18 protein-coding genes and 1 pseudogene are annotated in these 22519 nt (G+C 72.1%); 13 read left to right on the top strand and 6 right to left on the bottom strand.

Annotated features, from left to right (window positions below; genetic code table 11):
* The first annotated feature begins 56 nt into the window (after positions 1-56).
* Positions 57-404: a cupin domain-containing protein gene (locus tag RUMESO_RS02500; RefSeq protein ID WP_037277855.1), complete on the top strand. Its 348-nt coding sequence runs from the start codon at positions 57-59 to the stop codon at positions 402-404.
* Here the strand turns inward: RUMESO_RS02500 and RUMESO_RS23775 are convergent.
* Entirely contained in the window at positions 379-1392 is a 1014-nt protein-coding gene (locus tag RUMESO_RS23775; RefSeq protein WP_245639109.1) for a L,D-transpeptidase, read from the bottom strand. The genes RUMESO_RS02500 and RUMESO_RS23775 overlap by 26 nt on opposite strands.
* Positions 1393-1626: 234 nt before the next feature.
* Between RUMESO_RS23775 and RUMESO_RS24870 the strand changes: the two genes are divergently transcribed.
* Complete coding sequence (locus tag RUMESO_RS24870; protein ID WP_156362634.1) at positions 1627-1830, top strand: hypothetical protein; 204 nt, start codon at positions 1627-1629, stop codon at positions 1828-1830.
* Here the strand turns inward: RUMESO_RS24870 and RUMESO_RS02495 are convergent.
* A pseudogene (locus RUMESO_RS02495) lies at positions 1814-3021 on the bottom strand (aminopeptidase P family protein). The gene RUMESO_RS24870 and the pseudogene RUMESO_RS02495 overlap by 17 nt on opposite strands.
* A 174-nt stretch (positions 3022-3195) precedes the next feature.
* Complete coding sequence (locus RUMESO_RS02490; RefSeq protein WP_037277853.1) at positions 3196-3972, bottom strand: alpha/beta hydrolase; 777 nt, start codon at positions 3970-3972, stop codon at positions 3196-3198.
* Between the two features lie 78 nt (positions 3973-4050).
* Between RUMESO_RS02490 and RUMESO_RS02485 the strand changes: the two genes are divergently transcribed.
* The 6 genes from RUMESO_RS02485 (at position 4051) to RUMESO_RS02460 (ending at position 12317) form a co-directional block, all read left to right on the top strand.
* Complete coding sequence (locus RUMESO_RS02485) at positions 4051-5529, top strand: NAD-dependent succinate-semialdehyde dehydrogenase (RefSeq protein WP_037277851.1); 1479 nt, start codon at positions 4051-4053, stop codon at positions 5527-5529.
* Between the two features lie 185 nt (positions 5530-5714).
* A complete protein-coding gene (locus tag RUMESO_RS02480) occupies positions 5715-6812 on the top strand; it encodes a PDDEXK family nuclease (RefSeq protein ID WP_051520942.1) in 1098 nt (365 codons plus the stop codon).
* A 122-nt stretch (positions 6813-6934) separates the two neighbouring features.
* A complete protein-coding gene (locus RUMESO_RS02475) occupies positions 6935-8104 on the top strand; it encodes an MFS transporter (protein WP_037277849.1) in 1170 nt (389 codons plus the stop codon).
* 115 nt (positions 8105-8219) lie between these two features.
* Positions 8220-9500 (top strand): hemolysin family protein, encoded by a 1281-nt coding sequence (locus RUMESO_RS02470; RefSeq protein ID WP_037277847.1) that lies wholly within the window; start codon positions 8220-8222, stop codon positions 9498-9500.
* Between the two features lie 43 nt (positions 9501-9543).
* Positions 9544-10077 carry an RNA polymerase sigma factor gene (locus RUMESO_RS02465; protein WP_037277927.1) on the top strand — a complete coding sequence of 178 codons (534 nt, stop codon included), beginning with the start codon at positions 9544-9546 and terminating at the stop codon, positions 10075-10077.
* Entirely contained in the window at positions 10077-12317 is a 2241-nt protein-coding gene (locus RUMESO_RS02460; protein ID WP_037277845.1) for a YfbK domain-containing protein, read from the top strand. The genes RUMESO_RS02465 and RUMESO_RS02460 overlap by 1 nt, the downstream gene beginning before the upstream one ends.
* On the opposite strand, the gene RUMESO_RS02455 is transcribed toward RUMESO_RS02460, so the two are convergent.
* Positions 12286-13068, bottom strand: coding sequence for a hydroxypyruvate isomerase family protein (locus tag RUMESO_RS02455; protein ID WP_051520941.1), 783 nt, complete (start codon positions 13066-13068; stop codon positions 12286-12288). The two genes, RUMESO_RS02460 and RUMESO_RS02455, sit on opposite strands and share 32 nt — an antisense overlap.
* Positions 13069-13226: 158 nt before the next feature.
* Here RUMESO_RS02455 and RUMESO_RS02450 point away from each other — a divergent pair, with 158 nt between their 5' ends.
* The gene (locus tag RUMESO_RS02450; RefSeq protein WP_051520940.1) at positions 13227-14138 is read left to right on the top strand and encodes a DMT family transporter; all 912 of its coding nucleotides are present in this window, start codon (positions 13227-13229) and stop codon (positions 14136-14138) included.
* A gap of 192 nt (positions 14139-14330) precedes the next feature.
* Here RUMESO_RS02450 and RUMESO_RS02445 read toward each other — a convergent pair whose 3' ends face one another.
* Entirely contained in the window at positions 14331-14930 is a 600-nt protein-coding gene (locus tag RUMESO_RS02445; RefSeq protein ID WP_037277842.1) for a DUF1285 domain-containing protein, read from the bottom strand.
* Between the two features lie 57 nt (positions 14931-14987).
* Between RUMESO_RS02445 and RUMESO_RS02440 the strand changes: the two genes are divergently transcribed.
* The 4 genes from RUMESO_RS02440 to RUMESO_RS02425 are packed head-to-tail and all read left to right on the top strand — an operon-like array spanning position 14988 to position 21783.
* Positions 14988-15992, top strand: coding sequence for an AAA family ATPase (locus RUMESO_RS02440; RefSeq protein ID WP_037277838.1), 1005 nt, complete (start codon positions 14988-14990; stop codon positions 15990-15992).
* Positions 15989-16867 carry a DUF58 domain-containing protein gene (locus tag RUMESO_RS02435; protein ID WP_037277835.1) on the top strand — a complete coding sequence of 293 codons (879 nt, stop codon included), beginning with the start codon at positions 15989-15991 and terminating at the stop codon, positions 16865-16867. The genes RUMESO_RS02440 and RUMESO_RS02435 overlap by 4 nt, the downstream gene beginning before the upstream one ends.
* Positions 16867-19689, top strand: a complete 2823-nt coding sequence (locus RUMESO_RS02430; RefSeq protein ID WP_037277834.1) for a DUF4159 domain-containing protein — start codon at positions 16867-16869, stop codon at positions 19687-19689. The genes RUMESO_RS02435 and RUMESO_RS02430 overlap by 1 nt, the downstream gene beginning before the upstream one ends.
* Before the next feature lie 18 nt (positions 19690-19707).
* Complete coding sequence (locus RUMESO_RS02425; RefSeq protein ID WP_037277831.1) at positions 19708-21783, top strand: membrane protein; 2076 nt, start codon at positions 19708-19710, stop codon at positions 21781-21783.
* A 4-nt stretch (positions 21784-21787) separates the two neighbouring features.
* On the opposite strand, the gene RUMESO_RS02420 is transcribed toward RUMESO_RS02425, so the two are convergent.
* Complete coding sequence (locus RUMESO_RS02420; RefSeq protein WP_037277830.1) at positions 21788-22492, bottom strand: DUF599 domain-containing protein; 705 nt, start codon at positions 22490-22492, stop codon at positions 21788-21790.
* Positions 22493-22519 lie beyond the last annotated feature (27 nt).

The following is a 22519-nucleotide window of genomic DNA, read 5'->3' as shown; positions in this document are numbered from 1 at the left end:
TAGCGCCCTTTGCAAAGGGCCGTCACGCCTCGAATCAGGGTGCGTCAGGGGACCCGATGAGCGAAGAACTGTTCCGTTTCCTGTCGCGCAACGCCGCCGCGCCCGTGGTCTCGCGCCCGCCGAAGGAAAGGGTCGTGGCGGGTGATCCGGTCTTCACCACCTGGAACGCCGAGGAGCGCGGCAACCTCTATTGCGGCATGTGGCAGGCCACGCCCGGCAAGTGGCGCATCCTCTACGAGGAATGGGAATATTGCCGGATCGTCGAAGGCCTCTCGGTCATCACCGAGGAGGGCGGCGCCGCCCGCATCGTGCGGGCGGGCGACAGCTTCGTGATCCGCCCAGGCTTCAAGGGCACCTGGGAGGTTCTGGAGACGACGCTCAAGGACTACGTCGTCGCCACCTGACCAAGGGGTCGGGGCATATCCCCCTTTCGGGACCCTGGCCCCACCGTTCGGGAGGCCCGTCAGCCCTGCGCCGGCTCGAAGCCCGCGCCGACCATGTCCACGGCGCCTGCGATCGGCCCCCGCTCGTCGTAGATGTCGGACGCGTCGGGGATGTAGTCCACTCCGACCTGCGCCGCCGGGTTGCCGTAGAACTGCTCGGGCACCATCGCCTGCGGCACGGGCGGACGCTGCCCTTCGCCCGTGTAGAAGGGCGGGAGCTGGATGCCCCGGTTACCATGAGAGGTCCCTCGATCCGCTCGGACTGTTCGCGGGTGCGGATCACCACCCGGGTGCCCGATGGCACGCGGTCGAAGAGGTCGATGGCGTCGTGGTTGAAGAGCCGGATGCAGCCCGCGCTGCCCGAGTTGCCGATGGACGACCAGTCGTTGGTGCCGTGGATGCGGTAGTAGCTGTCGCGCGAGCCGCGATAGAGGTAGAGCGCGCGCGCCCCGAGCGGGGACGAGAGGCCTCCGGGCACGCCGCCACGGTAGGGGCCGTATACCTCCGGCTCGCGCCGCAGCATGTTCGCGGTGGGGGTCCAGCCCGGCCACTCGGCCTTGCGACCGATGCTGAACGAGCCGCTGATCCCCAGCCCCTCGCGTCCGACGGCGATGGGATAGCGCACCGCCATGCCACCCGGCTCCACCCAGTAGAGGAACTTGGCATAGGGATCGATCTCGATGGTGCCGGGGGCGGCGGTCCCGCGATAGGGAACCGTGGCGCGCTTGTTCACGCCCTGGAGATAGCCGGGCGGGACGGGCGGCAGCGTGTAGCCGTCATCCTCGATGATGCCATAGCCCGGCACGATCTGGGAGACGGGCACGCCACCGATAGTCTCCTCGGGCTGCTGCGGCTCGGGCGGCGGGGCCTCGCAGGCCGCAAGCGACAGGGCCGCGCAGAGGCCGAGGGCGCCGAGCGCCGCCCGGGGGCCGGACAGGGAAAGGAACATCGGCAGGTTCACCTTGGGCAGAAGGGGTCGGGGGGCACGATAACAGGCCGGACCGGAGGCGCAATCCGTCACGTCCCGTCGCTTGTGGACAAGTCGGGTGCCTCCCGATTCCGGCGGGACGCCGCCGACGGCAGGGTTTCCGGACTGTCGGCGCCGGGCCATCGGCACTAAAGGACGCGCCGCGAGTTCCAGAGCCGGAACCCCCTGACCGGCGCACTTTTGAGAGATCGTTCCTTGACCCGTTCGAACCGGCACTCCGCCCCTGCAGGTCGCGCCCGGCCCGCCGACTGGGTCCGGGTAGCGACGCGGCCGGGCTATGGCCTGGGCCTCCTTCCGGCCGCGCTCTCGGTCCAGCCGGTCGGCACGCTCCTGGTCCTGGGGCTGGCCGCGACTCTCGCCGCGGCCAGGAAGGCGCCGAGGATCAGCCCACGACGTTGAACGAGGGCCCGTAGGGATAGCCCGTGATGTCCTCGGCCCCGTCCTCGCCGATCACCAGGATGTCGTGCTCGCGGTAGCCGCCGGCGCCGGGCTGGCCCTCGGGGATCGTGAGCATCGGCTCCATGGAGACGACGTGCCCGGGCTCGAGCACCGTGTCGATGTCCTCGCGCAGCTCCAGCCCGGCCTCGCGGCCGTAGTAGTGCGACAGCACTCCGAAGGAGTGGCCGTAGCCGAAGGTCCGGTACTGCAGGAGATTCCGCTCCTCGAGGAAGGCGTTGATCTTCTGCGTGACCTCGGCGCAGGAGACGCCCGGCTTGAGGAGGCTCATGCCGTATTCATGGGTGGCGACGTTGGCCTCCCAGACCTTGAGGCTCGCCTCGTCGACCTCGCGCACGAACATCGTGCGCTCCAGCGCGGTGTAGTAGCCCGAGATCATCGGGAAGGTGTTGAGGCTCAGGATGTCGCCGACCTGGAGCTGGCGCGCGGTCACCGGGTTGTGGGCGCCGTCGGTGTTGATGCCGGACTGGAACCAGACCCAGGTGTCGCGATACTCGGCGTCCGGGAAGCGCTTGGCGATCTCGAGCTCCATCGCGTCCCGCCCGGCCATGGCGACGTCGATCTCGCGCGCGCCGGCCTTGACCGCCTCGCGGATGGCGTAGCCGCCGACGTCGGCCACGTTGGCCCCGGCGCGATCAGCTCGATCTCGGCGGCGGACTTCTTCATGCGCTGGCGCATGGAGCCCTGGGCGATGTCCACCCGGCGCGAGGGCTTGAGGAAGGCGTCGAGCTTCTGGCTCTGGAGAAGCGTCAGGTGGTCCTCCTCGACGCCGATGACCTTGCCGGTGCCCGAGACCTGCTCGACGGCCCGCCAGTAGTTGTCGCGCGCCCAGTCGGTGTAGGTGATGTTGTCGCCATGGCCGCGCCGCCAGGGCTGGCCCGCGTCGATGCCGGCGCTGATGGTGACGCTCTGGTCCCTGGTGACGACCAGGCCGTAGGGCCGGCCGAAGGAGCAGTAGAGGAAGCCCGAATAGTAGGCAATCCCGTGCATCGAGGTGAGGACGGCCACGTCCACGCCGGCCTCGGCCATGATGGCGCGCAGGCCCTTGAGGCGGGCCTCGTATTCCTCGGCTGCGAAGGGCAGGACGCGCTCGCCCTGGTGGAAGCGATAGCTCGCGGGGCGGGGCGTGTTCATCGGTGCGTTCATCGGTTCAGACCCTCTGATGGGGCCCGACCCATGTGTAGCGCGGACCCCGAAAGGTCCCGGCGTACAGGACGGACAGGAGCGCGCCGGTGGTCCGGCGTGGCGACGCCATCGCCTCGCTCCATCCCTAGGATAACGCGGGGGAGGCCCCTCGCACAAGCGGGCTCATGCATCGAGGACCGTCCGGGTCAGGAGGCTTCCGGGCTCCTCGAGCCCTGCGATCACGTCGAAGTGGTGCCGGCCGGGGTCCACCACGAGGGGCGCATCCCAGGCCCGGGACAGCCAGAGCGCCTGGTCGCGGAAGGCGGGGCGCTCGGATTCGCCGACCCAGACGGTGACGGGGACCTGCGGCGTCGGGCGCAGCATCGGGCTCTCGGCCACCGCTTCGGCCTCGGAGAGGCGCAGCGTCTCGTTCAGGTCCGTGTGCCTCAGCGGCAGGAGGTTCGAGAGCGGCGAGATCGGCACGGCCCGGGCGAGGCGGTCGCGGACGGCGAGCGGCACGTCGGCGCAGGCGAGGCGGGCGACGACGTGGCCGCCGGCGGAATGGCCGGTGAGGTGGACCGGTCCCGCGACCTCTTGCGCGGCGCGCTCCACGGCGCGGGCGCAGGCGCGGGCGATGGCGCCGACGCCGACCTCGGGACAGAGCGGATAGGAGGGGAGCGCCACGGCCCAGCCTCTCGCGACCGCTCCGGCGGCGAGGTGGGAGAAGTCGGACGCCGAGAAGGCCATCCAGTAGCCGCCATGCACGAACACGAGGAGGCCGCGCGGCGCTCCCTCGGGGCGGAACAGGTGGAGCCTCTCGCGCGGGTGCTCGCCATAGGGGATATCCTCGGGCGGGTGGGCGGCGCGGAAGGCGGCTGCGGCCTCGGCCCAGCGCGCAGGGAACTCGGCGCCGCCGGGGATGTGGATCGTGTTGGCATAGGCGTCGGAGAGGTCGGCCATGGGGTCCCCTTGGGCGCTAACGGTCTGGACGGCGGGCGCCGGGCGTGGTGAGACGGTGGGAACCCAGCGGAGGCCATCATGCTCGACCATGTCACCGATCTCAGCTCGCTCCTCAAGCGGCCCGACCTGCTGGTCGAGCGCGCCTATGTCGCCGGCGAATGGGTGCAGTCCGACGCCGGCAGGACCTTCGACGTCGTGAATCCCGCCCGAGGCGACGTCATCGCCCGCGTCGCCGACCTGAGCCGCGCGGAGATCGCCCGCGCCATCGACGCCGCGCACGCGGCGCAGAAGCCCTGGGCCGCCAGGACCGGCAAGGAGCGGGCCAAGATCCTCCATCGCTGGTACGAGCTGATGATGGAGCATCAGGAGGACCTCGCCATCCTCATGACCGCCGAGCAGGGCAAGCCCCTCTCCGAGTCGCGGGGCGAGGTGGCCTATGGCGCGGCCTATGTCGAGTGGTTCGCCGAGGAGGCCAAGCGCATCTACGGCGAGACGATCCCGGGCCACCTGCCCGACAAGCGCATCACCGTCATCAAGCAGCCCATCGGCGTCGCCGCCGGGATCACGCCCTGGAACTTCCCCAACGCCATGATCGCCCGGAAGGTGGCCCCGGCGCTGGCGGCCGGCTGCGCCTTCGTCTCGCGGCCCGCGTCCCAGACGCCGCTCTCCGCGCTCGCCATGGCGAAGCTCGCCGAGGAGGCGGGGGTGCCGAAGGGGGTGTTCAGCGTGGTCACCTCGACCGCCGCCTCGGAGGCCGGCAAGGAGTTCTGCGAGAACCCCAAGGTGCGCAAGCTCACCTTCACCGGAAGCACGGAGGTGGGGCGCGTCCTGCTGCGGCAGGCGGCGGACCAGGTGATGAAGTGCTCGATGGAGCTCGGCGGGAACGCGCCCTTCATCGTCTTCGACGACGCCGACCTCGACGCCGCGGTGCAGGGCGCGATCGTGTCGAAGTTCCGCAACAACGGCCAGACCTGCGTCTGCGCGAACCGCATCTACGTGCAGGCCGGGGTCTACGACGCCTTCGCGGGCAAGCTCGCCGAGGCGGTGGGGCGGATGCGGGTGGGCGACGGGCTGGAGCAGGGCACGGACCTCGGCCCGCTCATCGAGCCCAAGGCCGCCGACAAGGTGAAGGAGCATCTGGAGGACGCGCTCGCCAAGGGGGCCAAGGTCCTGACCGGGGGTCACGGGCATCCGCTGGGGGGCAACTTCTTCGAGCCGACCATCGTGACGGGGGCCACCGGGGAGATGCTGGTCGCCAGGGAGGAGACCTTCGGGCCCTTCGCGCCGCTCTTCCGCTTCGAGGACGAGGCGGACGTGATCGCGCAGGCGAACGACACGATCTTCGGGCTAGCCTGCTACTTCTACGCGCGCGACCTGAGCCGGGTGATCCGGGTTCAGGAGGCGCTGGAATACGGGATGGTGGGCGTGAACACCGGCCTCATCAGCACGGAGGTCGCGCCCTTCGGGGGCGTGAAGCAGTCGGGGCTGGGCCGCGAGGGGTCCCGGCATGGGATCGAGGATTACCTGGAGATGAAGTACATCTGCACGCAGGTGTGACGGGTCGGGACGGTCGAACGGCATGGGGGCTCTCCGGGTCTGGTTGATTCGGAGAGTGCCAGGGAAAGGTTAACGAATCGTGGGACCAACGCGCGGTGGTGGTAACGGAAGGTTAACGGCGGGGTACGAAGCGGAGGATGGGCTTAAACCCGCTCTGCGGTGCATGTAACGAGGGAGACGAGGCCATGGTGGGCGAGAGGCCGATCTTTGCGGAGGATGAATCCGGGCGGCTGGTGCCGATGACGCCGGCCGCGCCACCCTCTGAGGACGAGCTTCAGGACCTCATCGCGGAACATCCCGACATTGTCGGGGAGGAGCAGGGAGAACTCCTGTTCCTCGCCCGCGAGCAGCCCGTCACGGACAGCGAGGGTGGAGCAGGGCGCTGGTCGCTCGACCATCTCTTCGTGACACGGGGGGCGGTGCCGGTGCTTCTCGAGGTCAAGCGCGCGACCGACACACGACTCCGGCGGGAGGTCGTCGGGCAACTCCTCGACTATGCTGCCAACGGGACGGCCTACTGGCCGACGGGCACACTCGAGGGTGCGTTCCGAGCAACCTGCGCCGAGCGGGACGAGGACCCGGACGAACGGCTGGCGGAGTTCCTGGGCGAAAGCGAGGCTTCCGACTTCTGGAGCCAGGTCGAGACGAACCTTGCGGCCGGGCGGGTCCGCCTCGTGATCGCCGCCGACCTGATCCCGCCCGAGCTGGCCAGGATCATCGAGTTCCTCAGCGACCAGATGCGGGCCGAAGTGCGGGGCGTGGAGCTACGCTACTACCGCAGCGCCGCCGGGAGGCGGACGCTCGTGCCGCGCATCGTGGGCCTGACGGAGCGGGCACGGGCGATGAGAGGTGAGGACCCGCAAGGACCTCGCGCGACATCTCTGGGAGAATGGCTGGACCTGATGCGAAGCGAGCGAGGAGAGGCTGTGACAGGTCCGGCAGAGCGCTTGGTGGCCTTGCTCAAGGAGCTCGGCGCCGAGTTTGGCACGAGGAAGGACAGCATTACGGTAGGCTTCGTCGTGCCGGGTCGTGAGATGGTGAAACCACTGCGTCTCACTTGGCGAGGGCGCGTTCGGCTCGTTCCGGCCTCTTTAAGCTCCCTGCCGGCGTTTGGAACATCGGATTCCCGACGAGAATGGCTGGAGAAGATCAAGGCCCAAGTCGGCGAGCTTTCTCGCACTGACCGGGAACCATATCTTCGTATCGACAGGCTGACCGGCGAGCGATGGTTGGCTTTTGAGAGCATCCTTCGCGAACTCGTGGGCCGCATCAAATCTCGATAAGTCTTGAGTTAGAATTCGGCGAACCTGAATGAACTCCTGCGTGGCCGAACTTACAGACTGGGCCTCCCCGCCCGACCAGCGTATCTCCGCCCCGTCTCTCCCCTGCTTCCCCGAGCCCTCCCATGACCGCCTCCGCAGCCCCCCTGCCGCGCGCCCTCTCCCCGGAAGCGCGGACGGCGGTCTACTACTCGACGCTGTTCATGGGCGCGGCGCTCTCCAACGTCTATGCCGGCCTCTGGATGGCCGGGAAGGGGCTCTCGCCGGACGAGATCGGGGCGGTGAACGCGGTGCCCCTCGCGGTGATGCTGGTGCTGAACTGGCTCGTGGGGCGGCTCGCGGACCGGGCCTCGGACTGGCGGGGGGTGATCGTCGGAGGGGCGTTGCTGGCGGCGCTGTTCCCGCTGGGGTTCTTCGCGGCGGATGGATTCTGGGGCATCCTCCTGGTCTGGACGCTGGCGGGGTTGCCGCACATGGCCACGGTCCCGGTGCTGGACGCCGCCGCCATGCGGATGACGGCGCGGCGGGGGACGGCCTTCGGCGCCCTGCGCGCCTGGGGGACGGCGGGCTACCTGGCCGTGCTGCTCGTCGCGGGCTGGGTCATGGAGCGGCTGGGACCGGCGGGCTTCGCGCCGCTCATGGTGGGGCTCGCGGCGGTGCGGGCGGTGGCGGCCCTGGGCCTGCCGCGATTCCGCGCGCCGGAGGGCGAGACCGAGGCCAGGGGCGCGCGCCACCTGCGCGAGGTGATGCGGCCCTGGTTCCTGCTGCCGCTCCTGGGCGGAGCGGCGGTGATGGCCACGCATCTCGTGCTCAACGCCTTCCAGGGGCTGCTCTGGCAGGCGCAGGGCTTCGGGCTGGGGACGATCAGCCTGCTGATCGCGCTGGGCGCGGCCTCGGAGATGCTGGTGTTCTTCGCCTTCGGCCGGATCTTCGGGCGGTTCCGGGCGCGGACGCTGATGCTGGCCTCGGCGGGGCTGACCGCGCTGCGCTGGGCGATGATGGCGCAGGCGCCGGGGCTGCCGATGGCGATCCTCCTCCAGGCCTCGCACGGGCTGACCTTCGCGATGGGATTCCTGGCCGCCGTGCAGTTCATCGCCAACTGGACGAGCGAGGAGATCGCGGCCGAGGCGCAGGGGTTCTTCGTGGTCCTGCAGCAGGCCCTGTCGGTCGCCACGATGTCGGGCTTCGGGCTGCTGATGGCCCATTGGGGCGTGGGGGCGCACTGGGGCTCGGCCGCCGTCGCGGGGCTCGGGGCGCTCGCGATCTGGGCGTCGTGGCGGCTGCAGGGGCCGTGACGCTTGCCGCGCCGCCGCGCGCCCCATAGTTACAGGGCGTCCGGTGCCCTTTGGCCGGGCGTCGCATCGTGAGGACTCCCCTGCCCCGCCCCGCCTTCCCGCCGGACCCCGCGCCGTGCTGACGGAACTCCTCATCGTCGCCGTCCTGATCCTGTTCAACGGGGCGCTTGCCCTGTCCGAGCTGGCCGTGGTCTCGGCCCGGCCGGCGCGGCTGAAGCCGCTGGCCGAGGGCGGCGACAAGGGCGCGCAGGCGGCGCTGGACCTCGCCGCCGATCCGGGGCGGTTCCTCTCGACCGTGCAGATCGGCATCACCGTGGTCGGCGTGCTGTCGGGCGCCTTCTCGGGCGCGACGCTGGGCCTGCGGTTCTCGGGCTGGCTCGCGGCGCGGGGGGTGGACCCGGACTGGGCCAGCACGCTGGGCGTGGGCGCGGTGGTGGTGCTGCTGGCCTACCTGTCGCTGATCGCGGGGGAGCTGGTGCCCAAGCAGATCGCGCTCAAGGATCCGGAGCGGGTGGCGCGGCGCGTGGCGCCGACCATGGCGGTGGTGAGCCGCGTGGCCTCGCCCATCGTCTGGGTGCTGGACGCTTCGGGGCGGGCGGTGCTGCACATGCTGGGCCAAGGCGGCGAGGAGCGGGCGGGCGTCACCGAGGAGGAGGTGCGCGTGATCCTGTCGGAGGCGCACCACGAGGGCGTCATCGAGGGGGCTGAGCGCGAGATGATGTCGGGGGTCATGCGGCTGGCTGACCGGTCAGCGCGCGGGCTGATGACGCCGCGCCGGGACGTGGAGATGCTGGCGGTGGACGCCTCGCCCGAGGCGACGCTGGAGGCGATCCGCGAGAGCGGGCGGCCGCGCCTGCCGGTGCAGGACCCGGAGACGGACGAGGTGCTGGGCGTCCTCTACGTCGTGGACGCCTTCGCGGCGATCTCGCGGGGGGAGCCGCTGGACCTGCGGCGGCTGATGCGCGAGGTGCCGGTGATCTACGAATCCGCCGACGCGCTCGACGTGATCGAGATCCTGCGCGAGGCGCAGAACCACATGGGGCTGGTCTACGACGAGTACGGCGGGTTCCAGGGGATCGTGACCACGGGCGACATCCTCGAGGCGATCACCGGCGCCTTCCGCGAGGAAGCCGAGGAGGAGCCCGCCATGCACGAGCGCGAGGACGGCAGCATCCTCGTGTCGGGCTGGATGGCGGCGGACGAGTTCACCGAACGCATGGGCATCCCGCGCGAGCTGGCCGGGGATTACGAGACGGTTGCGGGCCTCGTGTTGAACCAGCTCCACCGGCTGCCGCAGCTCGGCGACAAGGTGGAGGCCGGGGGCTGGCGCTTCGAGGTGCTGGACCTCGACGGGCGGAGAATCGACAAGCTCCTGGTGACGCGCGCGGAGTCGTGACCAAGGACCGGCGTCCCCCGTGCGTCCAAGGGGCACGATGCGGATGACGGCGAGCGACGAGGACCTGGCGAAGGCGGCCGCCCTGGGGGATGGCGCGGCCTTCGCGTCGCTGCTGGGCCGCCACTACGACCGACTGTTCCGGCTGTGCTTCCGGCTGACGGGCGGGCGGGCCGAAGCGGAGGACCTCTGCCAGGACATCTGCGCGGCGCTGCCCGCGAAGCTTCGGGCCTTTCGCGGGGAGGCCAAGGTCACCACATGGCTCTGGCGGGTCGCGGTGAACGCCTCGCACGACCGGCGGAGACGGCGCGCGACCTACGTCAGGGCCTCGGAGGGCTGGGGCGACTGGGAGACGGCCCGGCAGGACGCCATCGCGGAGGGGCGCGAGCGGGCGGACTGGCTGATGGCGGCACTGGCGCGGCTGCCGGAGGACCTGCGGGACACGCTGGCGCTGGTGCTGGACGAGGTGAGCCACGCGGAGGCGGGGGCGATCCTGGGGGTCTCGGAAGGCACCGTCAGTTGGCGCGTGTCCGAGGCCAAGAAAAGGCTGCGCGCCCTGCGCGCGGCGGAGGAGGCGTGATGACGCCCGACGACGACTTCGACCTCGACGAGATGAAGGGGGCCTGGGACGCGGCGACGCCACGGCCCGACCCCGGGACGAGGGCGGCGCATCTGCGGCTCGCGCAGGAAAACTTCGACCGGCTCCAAGGGACGGTGCAGGCCGCGCGTCCCACTCCCGAACGCCAGGGGGGCGTCTGGACGGGAGTGAAGAGGATGCTGAACGCGTTGACGAGCCGGGGGGCGCTGACCGCGACCACGGCGCTGGTGGCCTGCGGGTTCCTGGTGATGACGCCGGTGGGGCGCGAGGTCTGGGAGCGGGGCGAGCGCATGGCGCGGCCCGAGCAGCCGACGGGACCGGGGACCGCCGCGCCCGAGCCGATCTCGCAGCCCGAGGCATCCGGTGGAGGCGGGCGAACGACCGCGACGGCAACGCTCAAGAGCGGACCCGGGACCGAGGACGGTGCAGCCGTCGTCGAGGCGGCCCGCCTGCAGGTGCCGGAGGCGGACACGCTGGCCGACGACGTGGCTCCGACCCCCGAGCCCGCGCCTGCCGTGACCGCGCAGGTGGCCCGGGAGGAGGCGCCGCCCGCCGGCGCCCCGGCGCGCGAGGCCCGGCCCGCCGACACGGATGCAGTGGCGCAGGAGCAGGCGGCGTCCGACTACGGGAACGCCATGGCGGACGAAGCGGCGCCCCAGGTGCTCGGGGAGGCCGAGTCCTACGCCGCCCCCTCGGCGCCTCCGGCGGGAGCGGTGGCCGGCATCCTCGCGCAGCCGGGGACGGGGATGTCGACGTTCGGCCTCCGCGCGCCCGAGGAGCAGTGGCTTCCGCCGCCCGAGCCGAACACCGAGGCCTTCTCGAACGACGAGCCCAACCCTCTCAAGGTCACGGCGGAGGAGCCGGTCTCGACCTTCTCCATCGACGTGGACACGGCCTCCTATGCGGTGGTGCGGCAGTCGCTTCTCTCTGGCGTCCTGCCGCCCCCGGAGGCGGTGCGGATCGAGGAGATGGTCAACTACTTCCCCTACGACTACGCCGCGCCCGAGCCCGGCGAGGGGCCGTTCCATCCGACCGTCAGCGTCATGCCGACGCCGTGGAACCCGGACACGGAGCTCGTGGCCATCGACCTCCAGGGCGAGATGCCGGCGGTGGAGGACCGGCCGCCGCTGAACCTCGTGTTCCTGATCGATACCTCGGGGAGCATGGAGGACGCGAGCAAGCTTCCCCTCCTCAAGCAGAGCTTCGGGCTGATGGTGGACCAGCTCCGGCCCGGGGATCAGGTGGCCATCGTGACCTACGCGGGGAGCGCGGGGCTCGTGCTGCCGCCGACACCGGCGAGCGACCGGACGGGTATCCTGGCCGCGCTGAACGGGCTGATGGCCGGGGGGTCCACCAACGGGCAGGGTGGGCTGGAACAGGCCTATGACGTGGCGAAGGGCATGGAGGGCGACGGCGAGGTCACGCGGGTGATCCTGGCGACGGACGGGGACTTCAACGTGGGGCTCTCCGATCCGTCCGCGCTGGAGGACTACATCGCGAAGGAGCGGGAGTCGGGCGCCTTCCTGTCGGTGCTGGGCTTCGGGCGCGGGAACCTCGACGACGCGGTGATGCAGGCGCTGGCGCAGAACGGCAACGGGCAGGCGGCCTACATCGACTCGCTCTCCGAGGCGCAGAAGGTGCTGGTGGACCAGTTGACGGGCGAGCTCTTCCCCATCGCGCAGGACGTGAAGGTGCAGGTGGAGTGGAACCCCGCCACGGTCGCGGAATACCGGCTGATCGGCTACGAGACGCGGGCCTTGCGGCGCGAGGACTTCAGCAACGACCGCGTGGATGCCGGGGAGCTGGGGGCCGGGCACGCGGTCACGGCGATCTACGAGGTGACGCCGGTGGGGAGCCCCGCGCGGATGACCGACCCGCTGCGCTACCAGCCTCAGGCGGTCGCGTCCGAGCCCGGGGCGGCGCCCACGGGCACGGAGGGCGAGCTGGGCTTCCTGCGGTTGCGCTGGAAGGAGCCGGGCGGGACGGAGAGCGCGCTTCGGGAGACGCCGATCACCGGGGAGGAGCCCGCTGGGCAGGAGGCGCGCTTTGCCGCCGCCGTCGCGGGCTGGGGCCAGCTCCTGCGCGGGGAGGAGCAGTGGCTGGGAGGCTGGGGCTACGAGGACGCCATCGAGCTCGCCAATGCGAGCCGGGGCGAGGACCCCTACGGCTACCGGACCGAGGCGGTGCAGCTCATGCGGCTGTCGGAGAGCCTGGACCGCTAGGGCCACGGAGCCAGGCGAGGCCGGCCTCGGTGTCCGCCCGGGGCCGGTATTCGCCGCTGACCCAGCCGCCGTAGCCGTCGGCGTCGAGGCAGGCGAAGAAGGCGGGGTAGTCGATCTCGCCCCCCTCGGGCTCGTGGCGGCCGGGGTGGCCCGCGACCTGGACATGGGCGACGAGGGGGCGGACCTCCTCCCAGGTGGCCAGCACGTCGCCGGTGATGCGGTGCGCGTGGTAGGCGTCGAACTGGAGGCGGAGGTTCGGGGCGCCGACCTCCTGGAGGATGTCGACGGCGAGGGCGAAATCGCTCAGGAAGTAGCCCGGCATGTCGGCCTGGTTGATGGGCTCGATGGTGAGCTGGAGGCGCGGGGCGGCGCGCGCGGCCCAGGCGAGGTTGCGCACGAAGGTGGCGCGCGCCTCGGGGCCCTCGGTGGTCCCGGCCATGACGTGCAGGTGGCGCGCGCCCAGGGCGGCGACGTAGCGGGCGGCGCGGCGGAAGTCGGAGCGGAAGCGCTCCTCCAGGCCCGGGATGGCGGCGAAGCCCCGGGGGCCGCCCGCATAATTGGGCGGCGGGCAGTTGATGAGGACCAGCGTCAGGCCGGTGCGGTCGAGCTGCTCCTGCATCAGGGGCACGGGGTCGTCGTAGGGGAAGAGGATCTCCACCCCCTCGAAGCCGGCGGCGCGGGCCGCCGCGAAGCGCTCGAGGAGCGGCAGCTCGGTGAAGAGCATGGACAGGTTGGCGCAGAAGCGGGGCATCGGGTCCTCCGGGCGCCGCCATCATGCGCGGGCGGGGCGGGCCCTGCCAATCCCCCGGGACCAAGGTCGGGAACCGACCCGGCGGTGACGCCTCCGCCCCTCGCCCCGCCGTCCGGGCCGTGCTAGCTGCGGCGGGTCCGTGCCGTTCGAGGTGCCCCATGACCGCCCGCCCCCTGCCCGCCTCCGACGCCCCCGCCCGGCGCGACGGGCTGCTCTCGGGGAACCTGCTCGCGGCGGCCTCGATGGCGATCTGGGCGGCGGGATTCCCGGCAGCAGAGGGGCTCCTTGAGACCTGGCAGCCCTTCGCGCTGGTGCCCGCGCGATTCGCCATGGCGCTGCTGCTTCTGCTTCCCGTCTGGGTGGCGGTCGAGGGCTGGCCGAGGGGCCTGCCCTGGGGGCGCTGCCTCCTCGTGGGTGGGATCGGGATCGGCGGCGCGGCAGTGGCGCTGATCTTCGCGCAGGCGGTGACGGACCCGGTGACGGTGGCGGTGATCGCCTCGGTCTCGCCGCTGACGGCGACGGTGGTGGAGTGGGCCTTGGAGCGCAAGCCGCTCACGCGGTCCTTCGTCTGGGGCCTGGGCGCGAGCATCCTGGGCGGGGTCGTCGCGACGATGGGCGGCGGGGGCGGCGAGGGGCACCTGCTCCTCGGCGGCGCGCTCGCGGTGCTGTCCTGCCTCCTCTACTCCTGGGGAAGCCACGAGACGGTCCGGAGCCTGCCCGGCCGCTCGGCGCTGGCGCAGACCTCGTCCATCATGGTCGGGGCCTTCGTCGGGACCCTGGCGGTGCTTCTCGTGGCGCTGGCAGTGGGACAGGCGGCGCTGCCGGCGCATCCCTTCGCGCCGCGCGACCTCGGGCTCCTCGCGGTCTACGGGATGGGCGGGATGGCGGTGTCGCAGTTCCTCTTCGTCCTGGGCATCCGGCGGATCGGCGTGGCGCTGGCGAGCTTCCACATCAACGTGGCGCCCTTCTACGTCATGCTCATCATGGTGGCGCTGGGCGGCGACTGGTCCTGGACGCAGGCGCTGGGCGCAGCCATCGTGGCAGGGGGCGTGCTGCTGGCGCAGCGGTAGGGCGGCATCCCGTTCCAGGGCGTCCCCCGGAGGGCGGGCGCAGCTTCCCATACCCCGCCGGGCGGCCACCCGGGGACGGGTTCACCTTGGCAGGAATATGCTAAGAAACCGTTAACGGCGGGAAAGAAATCGGACAACGTCCGGGCACGGCGGTCGAGGGGCCTTGGAGGGACGCTCCGCTCGGATGCCGTCCTAATCCGGCAGCTCGGCCGCCGGGATGATCGGGAAGAACGTCCCCTGCGAGGTCACGCCGAACCAGTCGGCGCCCTCGTGCCCACGCACCTCGCCAAGGTCCACGAGGCGGTAGAAGGTCTTGCGGTCGATCAGCGCCTCGAGGTTCGCGCGGACGAGGATGTAGGGCGAGGGCTCGCCGGTGTCCCGGTCGCGCTCCACGCGGATCGGGTGGTCGGGACCGGCCGTCACCTCCTCGTCCACGTTGGTGCGGAAGGTGAGGGCGCCTCCCCCGGCCTCCACGTCCACGGCGACGAAGGGGGCGTCGTCCACGGCGATGCCGACCTTCTCGACCGGCGTCACGAGGACGTAGCCGTCCGGGTCCTTGCGCAGGATCGTGGAGAAGAGCCGCACCATGGCGGGGCGGCCGATGGGGGTGCCGAGGTAGAACCACGTCCCGTCGCGGGCGATCCTCATGTCGATGTCGCCGCAATGGGGTGGGTTCCACAGGTGCACCGGCGGCAGGCCCCGCCTGGGCGCGGCCTGGGACGCCGCCTTCATCAGGCCGTCCGCCGAAGGGGCGGCGCTGACACTTGTCTCACTCTTCTTTGTCTTCCCCATCCCGAATGACCACTCTACTCATTGAAGCCGAAAGTAGGGCCTCAGGGGAGAGTTGTCATGGCCGATGCGGATCTGGTCGGTCGGATCGAGGCCCTGGAGGAGCGGCTCGCGCAGGCGCGGAGCAGCATCAGTCGGCGCTTCATCGGGCAGGAGCGGGTCGTGGACCTGACCTTGACGGCGCTCCTGTGCGGCGGGCACGCGCTGCTGGTGGGCCTGCCGGGGCTGGGCAAGACGCGGCTCGTGGATACGCTGGCGACAGTGATGGGGCTCCAGGGCGGGCGCATCCAGTTCACGCCGGACCTGATGCCGGCCGACATCCTGGGGAGCGAGGTGCTGGAGACCGCCGCCGACGGGACGCGGGGCTTCCGCTTCATCCCGGGGCCGATCTTCTGCCAGCTCCTGATGGCCGACGAGATCAACCGCGCCTCGCCCCGGACGCAGTCGGCGCTCCTCCAGGCGATGCAGGAGCGGGAGGTGACGATCGCGGGCCAGCACCGGCCGCTGGGGGTGCCCTTCCACGTCCTCGCCACCCAGAACCCCATCGAGCAGGAGGGGACCTATCCCCTGCCCGAGGCGCAGCTCGACCGCTTCCTCGTGCAGGTCGATGTCCCCTACCCCACCCGCGCGACGGAGAGGGAGATCCTGCTGGCCACCACCGGCGCCGAGGACGCACAGGCGACGGCGGTCTTCACCGGGGGCGAGCTCCTGGCGGCGCAGACGCTGCTGCGGCGGATGCCGGTGGGCGAGGCCATCGTGGAGATGATCCTCGACCTCGTGCGCGCCTGCCGTCCGGGGGATTCGGCGGCGCCTGCTTACGTCAACGAGCAGGTGGCCTGGGGGCCGGGTCCCCGCGCGGCGCAGGCGCTCATGCTCGCGGTGCGCGCCGAGGCGCTGCTGACGGGACGGCTCGCGCCGTCGCCGGAGGACGTTAGGAAGCTCGCGGTGCCGGTGCTGGAGCACCGGATGGCGCTCAGCTTCGGGGCTCGCGCCCAAGGGGCCGACCTCACCGGCCTCATCGAGCGTGTCGCCACCGAGACGACGCGGGTCGAGGCCGCCGCGTGACGGAAGCCTCCGCCAGCCTGCGCGCCGAGGCCGAGGGGCTCTCGGCGCCGCTGCCCGCGCTGTTGGCCGAGGCGCAGCACCTCGCGGCGACCGTGGTCCTGGGGGAGCATGGGCGCCGGCGCGCGGGCATGGGCGCGGACTTCTGGCAGTATCGCGCGGCGCAGCCGGGGGACGATTCGCGGGCCATCGACTGGCGGCGGTCGGGGCGCGCGGACACGGCCTTCGTGCAGGACAAGGAATGGCAGACGGCGCAGACCGTGATGGTCTGGGTGGACCGGGGCCGGTCCATGGCCTTTGCCTCGGAGCCGAAGCATCCGACCAAGGCGCACCGGGCGCGGGTGCTGGCGTTGGCCGCTGCGATCCTCCTCGTGCGTGGGGGGGAGCGGGTCGGGATGGGCGGGGCCAGCGGGCTGCCGCCGCGCCGGGGGACGACGATGCTGACGCGGCTGACCGAGGCGTTGGCGGAGGATCAGGGGGGCGAGTATGTCGCGCCGGACACCGCCGGGATGCCGCCGCGCTCGCGGGCGCTGTTCGTGTCGGACTTCCTGGGCGACCCGGCGCCGGTCGAGCACGCGGTGGCCGAGGCGGCGGACCGAGGGATCAAGGGGGCGCTGCTGCAGGTGCTCGACCCGCAGGAGGAGGCCTTCCCGTTCCTGGGCCGCACCATCTTCGAGAGCATGGGCGGCGGGATGCGGCACGAGACGCTGAAGGCGGGGGAATTGCGCATCCGCTACCTGGAGCGGCTGGCCGGCCGGAAGGCGCGGCTGCGTGACCTTGCCCGCGCGACCGGCTGGATGTTCAGCACCCACCACACGAGCACGCCGCCCGCGACGGCGCTGCTGTGGCTCCACGCGGCCCTGGAGCGGCGCGCCTGATGTGGACGCTGGGACCCCTGGGCTTCACGGCGCCGTGGCTCCTGCTGGGGCTGGTGGTGCTGCCGATCCTGTGGCTGATCCTGCGGGCGGTGCCGCCGGCGCCGATCCGGCGGCGGTTCCCGGGGGTGGCGCTGCTCCTGGGCCTGGAGGACCGCGAGGCACAGGCGGACCGCACGCCCTGGTGGCTGATGCTGATCCGCATCGTCGCGGTCGGCGCGGTGATCCTGGGCTTCGCGGGGCCGATCCTGAACCCGCGCGAGGACCGGGGCGGGTCTGGGCCGCTCCTCGTGCTGCTCGACGGGACCTGGGCGGACGCGCGGGACTGGTCGGCGCGGATGGACCGGGCCGAGGCCCTGCTGGGCGAGGCCACGCGGGACGGGCGCACCGCCGCCGTGGTGGCGCTGACGACGCCGCCCGAGGGGGCGCCGGTGTTCAACGACGGCGAGGTCGCGGCGCAAGGGTTGCCGAACCTCGCGCCCAGGCCGTGGCTGCCCTCGCCCGAGGCGGATGCGGACTGGGCCGAGGCGCTGACCTCGGTCGAGGGTGGGTTCGACACGGTCTGGCTGTCGGACGGCTTGGCGCGTGAGGGGCGCGAGGCGCTGCTGCAGGCCTTGGAGGACAAGGGGACCGTGACCGTGGTGCAGGCGCCCCGGCAGGTCGTGGCGCTGAAGCCCGCGACCTTCGAGGAGGGGCGGATCGTGCTCTCGGCCACTCGGACGCCGACCGGACCCGCCGCCGAGGTGCCCGTCGCGGCCATCGGGCTCGATCCCGCCGGGGCCGAGCGGCAGCTTGCGACGGCGACGCTGGCCTTCGAGGCGGGGGCGGCAGAGGCCCAGGTGGAGCTGGAGCTTCCGGCGGAGCTGAGGAACCGCGTGACGCGGTTCGAGCTGCCGGGCGTCCGCTCGGCGGCGGCGGTGTCGCTGACCGACGACGCGCTGCGGCGGCGCGAGGTGGGCCTCGTGGCGGGCGGCGCGGGGGAACGGGAGCAGTTGGATCTGCTGGACCCGCTCCACTACCTGCGCGAGGCGCTGGCCCCGAACGCCGACCTCGTGGAAGGGACGCTGTCGGACGTGATCCTCGCCAACCCCGACGTGATCGTGCTGGCGGACGTGGCGCAACTCGCCGAGGGCGAGGCCGAGGACCTGTCCGAGTGGGTCGAAGGCGGCGGGCTGCTGCTGCGCTTCGCGGGGCCGCGCCTTGCGGCCTCGGACCTCGCGCGGACGGAGGAGGACCCGCTCCTGCCGGTGCGGCTGCGCGCGGGGGGGCGATCGGTCGGGGGCGCGATGAGCTGGGGCGAGCCCAAGGCCCTCGCGCCCTTCACCGAGGACTCGCCCTTCTTCGGGCTGGCGATCCCGGAGGACGTGACCGTGAACGCGCAGGTGGTGGCGCAGCCGGACCCGACGCTGGCCGAAAGGGTGATCGCGCAGCTCACCGACGGGACGCCGCTGGTGACGCGCAAGGCGCTGGGCGAGGGCCAGGTCGTGCTGTTCCACGTCACCGCCAACGCCGAGTGGTCGAGCCTGCCGCTCTCCGGGCTCTTCGTGTCGATGCTGGAGCGGCTCTCGGTGTCGTCCCGTGCCGCGCCCGCCACGGCGGCGGAGCTGGAGGGGACGACCTGGGTGCCGGAGTCGGCGCTCGACGCCTATGGGGAGTTGCGGCAGCTCGACACCCAGCCGGGCGTTCCGGGCGAGCGGATCGCCGAGGGGCGCGCGGGGCCGGACCTGCCGCCGGGGCTCTATTCCGGCGAGGACCGGCGGATCGCGGTCAACGCGGTGGATGCGGACATGGTGCTGGAGCCGGCGTCCTGGCCGGAGTCGGTGATCCTCGAAGGGCTCGACGTGGTGCGGGAATTGCCGCTGAAGGGGGCGCTGCTGGCCTTCGCGCTGGCGCTCCTCCTCGCGGACGTGCTGGCGTCGCTGGCGCTGTCGGGGCGGCTGCGCGGGCAGCAGCGCGTGGCCAAGGTGGCGGCGGTGGTGCTTGCGACGATGCTCTGGCACCCGGCGCCGGGGCAGGCGCAGGAGGCGGCGCAGGCGCCCTCGACCGAGGCCGCGCCCGACCCGGAGGCCGATGCCTTCGCGCTCGCCGCGACGGAGCAGGTGGTGCTGGCCCATGTCGTCACCGGCGACAGGGAGGTGGACGACCTCGCGGAGGCGGGACTCCTGGGGCTGTCGAACGTGCTCTGGGCGCGGACCGCCGTGGAGCCCGCGCAGCCGAAGGGCGTGGACATCGAGACGGACGAGCTGTCGTTCTTCCCCTTCCTCTACTGGCCGGTCACGGCGGACATGGCGATCCCCTCGCGGCAGGCCTACGAGAAGCTGAACCGCTACCTCGCCACCGGGGGCATGATCCTCTTCGACACGCGAGACGCCGACATGGGCGGCTTCGGGACGGCCACGCCAGAGGGCGAGCGGCTGCAGGCCATCGCCCGGGGGCTCGACATCCCGCCGCTGGAGCCGATCCCGCAGGACCATGTGCTGACGCGGACCTTCTACCTGCTGCAGGAGTTCCCGGGCCGCTACAACGACCCGGAGATCTGGGTCGAGGCCTCGCCCCCCGACGCCGAGCAGGCCGAGGGGATGCCCTTCCGCGACCTCAACGACGGGGTGACGCCGGTCGTGGTCGGCGGCAACGACTGGGCGGCGGCCTGGGCGGTCGATCAGACCGGGATGCCGCTCCTCCCCGTGGGGCGCGGCATGGCGGGCGAGGAGCAGCGGGAATACGCGATGCGCTTCGGCGTCAACCTCGTGATGCACGTGCTCACGGGCAACTACAAGTCGGACCAGGTCCACGTCCCGGCGCTGCTGGAACGGCTGGGCCAGTGAGCCGGACGGGAGCCCGCGATGACGGTTGACCAGATCATCCTCGACCCCCTGCTGCCGTGGTGGGCGGTCTACGCGGCGGCGGCGCTGGTCGTGCTGGCCGTGGGGCTGGCGGCGTTCCGGGGGCTCTCGGGGTGGTGGCTGCGGGGGCTGGCCGGGGTGGCGCTGGTGGCGGCGCTGCTGAACCCCTCGCTCCAGCAGGAGGAGCGGGAGCCGCTGACGGACATCGTCGTCGCCGTGGTGGACGAGAGCGCCTCCCAGCGGATCGGCGACCGGACGGACCAGACCGAGGCGGCGCTGGAGCACCTCGAGGCCGAGGTCGCGGCGCGGCCCAACACCGAGCTTCGCGTGACCCGGGTGGGCGACGCCGAGGGCGACGGCGGCTCCCTGGTGATGGGCGCGCTGGCCGAGGCGCTGGCGCAGGAGCCGCAGGGGCGGATCGCGGGGGCGGTGCTCATCACCGACGGGCGGGTGCACGACCTCCCGGCCGCGCCGCAGATGCCGGCGCCGCTCCACATGCTGCTGACCGGGCACGAGGGGGACTGGGACCGGCGGCTGGTCGTCAAGAACGCGCCGGCCTTCGCCATCCTCGACGAGGAGGTCACGCTGACTGTCCGCGTCGAGGATCAGGGCGACGGCCCCGGGGCCACGACCGTGCCTCTCACCATCGCCGTGGACGGCGGCGCGCCGATGAAGTTCGACGTGCCGCTGGGCGAGGACATGGAGTTGCCGCTGGTGCTCCCGCACGGGGGCATGAACGTGCTCCAGTTCGAGACGCCGGAGGTCGAGGGCGAGCTCACCAACAGGAACAACGCCGCCGTGGTGCAGATCAACGGGGTGCGCGACCGGCTGCGGGTGCTGCTGGTCTCGGGCGAGCCGCATCCGGGCGAGCGGACCTGGCGGAACCTCCTGAAGTCCGACCCCTCGGTGGACCTCGTGCACTTCACGATCCTCCGGCCGCCCGAGAAGCAGGACGGCGTGCCGGTCGAGGAGCTGTCGCTGATCGCCTTCCCGACCTACGAGCTCTTCGTCGAGAAGCTCTCGGACTTCGACCTCGTGATCTTCGACCGCTACCGGCGTCAGGGCATCCTGCCCAACGAATACCTGCAGAACGTCGCCGATTACGTGGCGCAGGGCGGCGCGGTGCTGGTCACGGCGGGCCCGGAATACGCCAGCGCGGAGTCGGTCTACCGTTCGCCGCTGGGCGCCGTGCTGCCGGGGGCGCCCACCGCGCGGGTAGTCGAGCAGGGCTTCGTGCCGGAGTTGTCCGACCTCGGCCAGCGCCATCCGGTGACGGAGGGGCTGGAGGAGCTCGCGCCCCGGCCCGTGGCCGAGGACGGGACCCCCGGCTGGGGCCGCTGGTTCCGGGAGATCGACGTGACCCCCTCGCCCGAGGCGACCTCGGTCATGCAGGGGCCGGAGGGGCGGCCGCTGCTGCTGCTGCAGCGCGTCGGCGAGGGTCGGGCGGCGCTGCTCGCCACCGACCAGTCCTGGCTCTGGGACCGGGGCTACGAGGGCGGCGGGCCGCAACTGGAGCTGCTGCGCCGCCTCGCCCACTGGCTGATGAAGGAGCCGGAGCTTGAGGAGGAGGCCCTCTGGGTCGAGCCTGCCGGCCAGACCATGCGGATCATCCGGCGGACGCTGGGCGACACGGTGCCGGACGTGACCATCACCCATCCCGACGGGACCGAGTCGGTGGTCCAGCTCCAGCAGGTCTCGCCGGGGCGGTTCGAGCTGCAGTGGCAGGCGCCGGAGATCGGGCCCTACAAGCTCACCGACGGGGAGGAGAGCACGGTGATCGCGCTCGGCCCCGCCGCGCCGCGCGAGTTCGAGCAGACCATCGCCACCGGGAGCGTGGTGCAGCCGGTCGTGGAGGCGACGAATGGCGGCATCCAGCGGATCGAGGACGGGCTGCCCTCCCTGCGCGACGTGCGCGAGGGGCGCCCGGCCTCGGGGCGTGGCTGGATCGGGATCACGCCGAGGCAGGCCTTCCTGACGGCGGACATCAGCATCATGCCGCTGCTGCCAGCCTGGGCCTTCCTGCTGCTGTCGGCGCTGCTGATCCTCGGGGCCTGGGTGCGCGAGGGGCGGCGGTAGCGCGCTACTCCTCCTCCAGGATGTCCCTCGGCACCGAGGCGAACTCGCGCACCGTCAGGAAGCCCGTGACCATCAGGGCCGCGAGCGCGAGGAACAGCGGACCCGCCAGCCAGGCGAGCGAGGCCAGAGCGAAGTACATGGACCGGAGCCCCCGGCTGAAGTTGAGCGCGGCGCGGATCACCAGCTCGGCCGCGCGCATGGCCCGGGGCATCGCCTTGGGATGCGTGGGGTCCGAGGGGACGGCGCCCATCGTCACCGAGGCATAGCCGAAGACCCGGTTCGACCAGACGAACTTGAGGAAGGCGTGCGTCAGCAGCAGCGCCGAGGGGATGAGCCGGACCTGCCAGAGGAGCGCGGGGGCCTCCCTCTGCCCGATCTCCTGCGCGAAGCCGGTCAGGGGCTCGACGTTGCCGATGAGCGCCAGGATGCCGCCCACGGCGAGGATCGCGGTGGAGGCGAAGAAGGCCGTCCCCTGCCGGAGCGAGGCCATGATCTGCGCGTCGAAGATGCGGTTGTCGCGGCGGACGAACTCGCGCATCCACTCGCGCCGGACGCCGGCCATCATCACCGTGACCGAGGGGCGGCCCCTGGGCGGGTGCTCGGTGACCCAGCCGATCCCCAGCCAGGCGAGGACCAGCAGGGCGAGCGCCGCCACGTCGGCCGGATCGAGGGCGGAGCGGAGGACGGCGGGGATCAGGGCCTCGGGCATGAGGCGGACCCTAGGTCACGGCCGCGC

It is taken from the genome of Rubellimicrobium mesophilum DSM 19309, from assembly GCF_000600335.2.
GTDB classification, from domain to species: Bacteria; Pseudomonadota; Alphaproteobacteria; order Rhodobacterales; family Rhodobacteraceae; genus Rubellimicrobium; species Rubellimicrobium mesophilum.
The sequence above is the reverse complement of the archived record's forward strand: the minus strand, read 5'-3'. Positions and strand labels throughout refer to the sequence as shown.

Bases quoted from the DNA above. Each gene is read 5' to 3' on its own strand.
- RUMESO_RS02440 (WP_037277838.1), top strand. From the start codon at position 14,988: ATGGCCGATGCGGATCTGGTCGGTCGGATCGAGGCCCTGGAGGAGCGG.
- RUMESO_RS02425 (WP_037277831.1), top strand. From the start codon at position 19,708: ATGACGGTTGACCAGATCATCCTCGACCCCCTGCTGCCGTGGTGGGCG.
- RUMESO_RS02485 (WP_037277851.1), top strand. From the start codon at position 4,051: ATGCTCGACCATGTCACCGATCTCAGCTCGCTCCTCAAGCGGCCCGAC.
- RUMESO_RS02465 (WP_037277927.1), top strand. From the start codon at position 9,544: ATGACGGCGAGCGACGAGGACCTGGCGAAGGCGGCCGCCCTGGGGGAT.
- RUMESO_RS23775 (WP_245639109.1), bottom strand. From the start codon at position 1,392: ATGTTCCTTTCCCTGTCCGGCCCCCGGGCGGCGCTCGGCGCCCTCGGC.
- RUMESO_RS02460 (WP_037277845.1), top strand. From the start codon at position 10,077: ATGACGCCCGACGACGACTTCGACCTCGACGAGATGAAGGGGGCCTGG.
- RUMESO_RS02445 (WP_037277842.1), bottom strand. From the start codon at position 14,930: ATGGGGAAGACAAAGAAGAGTGAGACAAGTGTCAGCGCCGCCCCTTCG.
- RUMESO_RS02475 (WP_037277849.1), top strand. From the start codon at position 6,935: ATGACCGCCTCCGCAGCCCCCCTGCCGCGCGCCCTCTCCCCGGAAGCG.
- RUMESO_RS02500 (WP_037277855.1), top strand. From the start codon at position 57: ATGAGCGAAGAACTGTTCCGTTTCCTGTCGCGCAACGCCGCCGCGCCC.
- RUMESO_RS02490 (WP_037277853.1), bottom strand. From the start codon at position 3,972: ATGGCCGACCTCTCCGACGCCTATGCCAACACGATCCACATCCCCGGC.
- RUMESO_RS02420 (WP_037277830.1), bottom strand. From the start codon at position 22,492: ATGCCCGAGGCCCTGATCCCCGCCGTCCTCCGCTCCGCCCTCGATCCG.
- RUMESO_RS02450 (WP_051520940.1), top strand. From the start codon at position 13,227: ATGACCGCCCGCCCCCTGCCCGCCTCCGACGCCCCCGCCCGGCGCGAC.
- RUMESO_RS02455 (WP_051520941.1), bottom strand. From the start codon at position 13,068: ATGCCCCGCTTCTGCGCCAACCTGTCCATGCTCTTCACCGAGCTGCCG.
- RUMESO_RS02430 (WP_037277834.1), top strand. From the start codon at position 16,867: ATGTGGACGCTGGGACCCCTGGGCTTCACGGCGCCGTGGCTCCTGCTG.
- RUMESO_RS02480 (WP_051520942.1), top strand. From the start codon at position 5,715: ATGGTGGGCGAGAGGCCGATCTTTGCGGAGGATGAATCCGGGCGGCTG.